The sequence below is a fragment of the Silvimonas sp. genome, assembly GCF_031291215.1.
In the GTDB taxonomy this organism is placed as follows: domain Bacteria; phylum Pseudomonadota; class Gammaproteobacteria; order Burkholderiales; family Chitinibacteraceae; genus Silvimonas; species Silvimonas soli.
In genome coordinates, this window is the sequence record NZ_JARLJK010000155.1 from 1 (window position 1) to 5,058 (window position 5,058).

The window sequence follows — 5,058 nt, forward strand, 5'->3', positions numbered from 1 at the left end:
CTCGCACCAACCCCACGCACTTCGCACACACACACACACACACACACACACACACACACACACACACACACACACACACACACTGGCACACACACACGCACACACACACACACACACACACACACACACCACACAAACAGTCACACACCACACAACACACACGCACACAAACACAAACAAACACACACACACATATGTCACACACACATGACACACACACACAAGAAACACGCACACCCCGCTATGCACCTGTCGCTAACTGATTCTGCGCCTGTGTCCCACAGGTGCAGGAGAAAGAGCGTCTCATCTGCAAGCTCCAGAAGAGGGTGCACGAGCTGAAGAGGGCAAACAGCAGCTGGGCATCTGAGCTTCAAGAGCGCATCCAGAAACGTGGCTCGGAATGCACAGAATTGGTGAAACGCCTGCAGGTACAACGCGATTGAGCACACACACGCGCACGCGCAGTACAATTTCGTACATGTTCTGGTTGCATGGCGCAGGCGGAACTGGACGAGCTGCATGCGATGGTGATGAGGGAAAGCAAGCCTCCCGCAGACGGCATGAAGGCAAAGCGGGCAGAAGCCGAGCGGACAGCAGCCGAGCGGACAGCAGTCAGCGAGGTGTTGAAGCACGTCGATCGCACGGACATGGACCGCATACTGCCCATCAACGCAGGCAACCGGGCAGTCTGCCTGAAGGTTGCGGAGCTCACCCTTCAGGCGGACCACAAGAAGATGGAGTTGAAGAAGGCGCAGAAGCAGGAGGCGGAGGCTGACCTGGCCCTGCTGCAAGCCATCGACCTGGTACAGGTGTTCAACAAGATGACATCAAGCTCTCCAACACACACAGCGGACGCTGAGTACCACACCTTACTCGGTGCGATGATGAGCACAGCCTGTGACCGCATCCTCACCGGGAAGAAGACCTACAAACACCACCCTCGTGTCCTCCATTACGCCAACTCCCAGTACACCCACGGTGGCAAGTCCAACTACAAGCTTCAACACGCGGCGCTCCCCTTCCTTCCCTCTCCGTCAACGCTGAATGCCCTGGGCGACACCGGCAGCCTGTCCACCCGCTTTGACCCAAACGGCCTGGTGAAGATGGTGGAGGCGGCACGCGCTGCTGGTGTGTTTGGAGAAGGACGGGAAGCATCCCGAGCGGGCATGGTGCACTTTGATGACGTCTTCATCCAAACCGGCGTTGGCACAAACAATCGGCTCCAAAACCTGACCGGCTGCAAGGATGACACATACTTCTTCGCTGCAGCAGTGGGGGACGGATACACTGCTGAAGAAATGGACGCGATTGAGGATCGGGACTACAGCGCGGCTGCTCACCTCCTTGGCGATCACTCGACGCAGTGGTACTTCTCCTCGCTGGACCACTCCTTCTCCTTCCCCATCGGCCACTTCCACAGTGCGGATAAGGACGAACTGCGGGCGACCAGGCTTGTGATGTGGCTTCTTGAAGCGCTGATAGCACTGCACGCCAATGGCTTCGAGGTGTGGGGAGTCATGGCCGACTCACACACCAGCAACGTCCAGCTGCGGCACTCGTTCTGCGAGGCAACAGGCTGCACAAAGGCGGGAGCGAAGGAGGTAGGCGCCCGCATGCGGGAGTCACCATGCGACTGCACACAGGCACCGGCGCATGGAGGCGCTGCTGGTGGGACCGTCACAGCTGACTCTGTGTCGTGTCCCCACCCGCTCATGGACGGCGCCAAGCTGTTCTTCTTCCCCGACAGTGAGCACGCGTTGAAGGCCTTCCGCAATGCCCTGTTCAACGCGAAGGGCACTGACACATCCAGCCGCATCCTCCCCGTCCAAACAGACCCAGTTGGTCAGCCTGACAGGTGGGACTTCGCTGGCTGGACGCCATTTGAGGAGTTGCTGGAGTACGACACCCAGGTGAACAGCTCCGCCGCCCTTGCGCCAGCACTGAACAAGGAGGCTGTGTACCTCACTGCGACGTCCAAGATGAGGATGGACCTCTTCGACAAGGCAATCAACATGCGCACAGCGGTGGGGATGCTGGACATGCACACGGAGAAGTTGAAGGCGCAGAGCGAAGTGATCCAAGCAGCAGCGGAGGGGAAGGACGACACGGGGCGCCGTGCCGTTGGCAAGGTCGGCATCAGTCCTGTAGCAACCTCCCACCTTGTGCAGCAGTACACGTTCCTGGGCCAAGCATGGCGGACACAACGGTTTGGTCACTTATGGGGCTACCGGAGCGCGGAGGACCACCGGCTGAAGACGTCAAAGCAGATCCTGGCGAAGATGCGTGGGGACCAGGAGGCGTACAAGGCCATGCTCATACGCCAGTGTGCACCGGGGCAGAAGATTTCAAAGCAGCACCTCGCCCGCATCGGCTTTGCAAGCCAGACTCTGGAGAGTGGTGAGTGCTACGTCGCCGCGTGGGAAGGCCTCCTCAACCAGTACGTGGCACGGATTGGGCGGGGGCGGGACGCGAGGGAGCTGCCTCCAATCCACACACCGAGCCAAAGCGAGATTGAGGGCTCATTTGGTCGGGTTCGCCTCCGCGGATCTGCCACGCAGCTGACCATGGGCACGTACTCGCGCATCATATCTGTACATCAGTCACAACAGGTAAGTGACGCCATCAACAACGTGCTGAACAAGCCCCAGGCAGACGTGGACGACTCACAGTTTGCAAAGCGACTGAAGCGCGGCGAGGTGAGTGACCCCTTTGTTGGCACAGCGCTGAGTGGTCCGGCTCCGCCACCAGACGTGGAAGACGGAGATCTTGGTGGATTGGGCACGGACACTGATGGCGGGGAGACGCTGGATGTTGGCAAGCTCCTGGAGCAGTTGCGGCGACAAACGATGAAGGATGCGCCTACATATGCCAGCATCAACAGCCTCATCAACACCTTCAACACACAAGCAATGCGGGAGGCACTCTTGGCTTACCTGTCCTGCACATGTCAGGAGCTGGAGGCAGCCTTCCACCACTTCATCCACCCGGTTAAAGGCCAGATGATTGTCGCATGGTCGGGCCAGGCGTGGGACAAGCGGGCACACAAGCTTCGCAAGTACGTCATCGATGCGGTGGTGACCGGGCATGGCCGCCGGTGGCGACACCACGTGCCACCTCAGGCGGGCGGACAGCAGGGCCTGACAGCAGCCGAACACGTCTTGGCCATACACGTTGCCGAAGTCGCGATGAGGAAGCTTCTCCTGCCGATGATGGAGTGGCGCAAGTGGTCCCCCAGCGAGATTCCTCCACTGCGTGCTGAAGCCGTGGACACAGAGGAGAAGGTGGGCACAGAGGAGAAGGTGGGTGACGATGAGGCGGGCGACGACTGCGGGTGTGAGTGTCACAACGAGACGGTGGTAGGGCACTGGAATGACGGGGCCAGTGACAGCGACGAGTCGTTGGAATACGAAGATTTTGAGGCGGCTTACGGTGAGGGAGAGGGCGCCGAGGGTGAGGGCGCCGAGGGTGACGTTGATGAGAGTTGCACATGCGGCGAGTGTTGCAAGGCGCAAGCCCAGCCCGAGCAGACGCCACGCCGCACCGCCAGGGAGGAGGAGGAGGGTGGAGGGGATGCACCAGCGCTGGAGACGCCGGCAGCACCACGATTTGGTGTTCACTCAGTGCTGCGCGAGGCCGCGTGGGACACACCCCAACAGCGACGCCAGGATGAGCGGGAGAGCCGGGCAGAGCCACCAGAGGTACCATTCACAGAGCCGGAGAAGCGGATCCTCATCCACTGGTTTGGATACCTGATTCGCAAGGGCACGCGGAATCAGAGCATCAGGGCAGGCAAGGATCCGAAGGCCTGGAGGCTGATGCACAAGCTCAACAGCAATGCTGGGTTCGTGGTCCCGCCCATAGCGCTGCGCCACTGGCCAGGCGAGCGGAAATGCTGCCCCACACAGTTGGCGGCGGCCTTCTTCTTCTTCGTTGAGCGTTGGGGCCGCGCATACGTGCTGAAGCCAAGTAACTTTCTCCTCTTCCACAAGGACCTGCTGAGGTACTTCCGCCACCGCATGAAGACGAGCATCGTCATTGGGCAGAAGTGGGACGAGGTGGTGGACGCCATCGACGCACTGGAGGCACCGGGAACAACGCCAACGGACGCAGACACAAGGCGGCGTGTGCTGGACTTACTGCTGGATGCGTACTGCCGGTCTCGCATCTACACAGAGCTGCGGAACGCAGGTATCATGCGCCCAGACGAGCGAGTACAAGCCCTGCGAGCACAGCTCAAGACAGTCAACTCCCGCAAGGTCAAATGCGGGAATCAGGAGACGTACTGGGTGAAGCAGCCGACACGAGGCGAGGTGCAGTTCGAGATGTTCGTCACAGCGCCAAGCGGGAAGCCAGGCTTCGTTTCCGGCATCCCTCTGGAGGTGCAGGAGGCGACGAAAGAAGGTACCGTGGTACGGGTTGGTACAAACATCGGGGCGAAGCTGGTTGTCCCGTATGTCACGGCCGGGCTGGAGAGGTTCGATGTCCAACAGCAGCGGATATTGCCTGGTGATCAGCTGCTGCAGATCAACGACACAGCCATTTCAACACAGACGAAGGAGGAGATCAAGTGGCTCATGGACAACAGCAGCTTCCCACGAGTCTACCGGTTTAGGCGGAGTACGAAGGGTGCGAAGATGAAGGAGGCGATAAAGGCGTTGGGCAGGCCTGGGCAACACACCTCGAGTCCAGTCGACACGGCAGTGAAGAAGGTGGCCAAACATGCGGCGCCGCAACCACAGCCGCGTAGAGGTGCTCGGAAACAGCTGAACATGCCAGAAGAATGAACTGCATAACAACACATACACACACACACACACACACACACACACACACACAAAACACAGTGAGTGAGGGGGCCGGGCACCAGGAAGCGGCATGGGGCCGGGGGTGTTATGAACGCCTGTCCGACATCACAGGGCGCTCCCGCGGGCCCTGGCTCCATGGCAACACCTTACACATACACACACAAACACAGTGAGTGAGGGGGGCGGGTGCAGCAGGCCCACCATGACACACCAGGAAGCGGCATGGGGGCGACGTGGGGATGTGCGCCTGTCC

1 protein-coding gene is annotated in these 5,058 nt (G+C 60.0%); it reads left to right on the plus strand.

Going from position 1 to position 5,058, the window contains the following annotated elements:
• The first annotated feature begins 491 nt into the window (after nt 1-491).
• Nucleotides 492-4,784, plus strand: a complete 4,293-nt coding sequence (locus P4L78_RS22810; protein WP_309330994.1) for a hypothetical protein — start codon at nt 492-494, stop codon at nt 4,782-4,784.
• The last annotated feature ends 274 nt before the right edge of the window (nt 4,785-5,058 follow it).

What these genes read in the sequence shown, in the direction of transcription:
- P4L78_RS22810 (WP_309330994.1), top strand. Translation starts at nt 492, where the DNA reads ATGGCGCAGGCGGAACTGGACGAGCTGCATGCGATGGTGATGAGGGAA.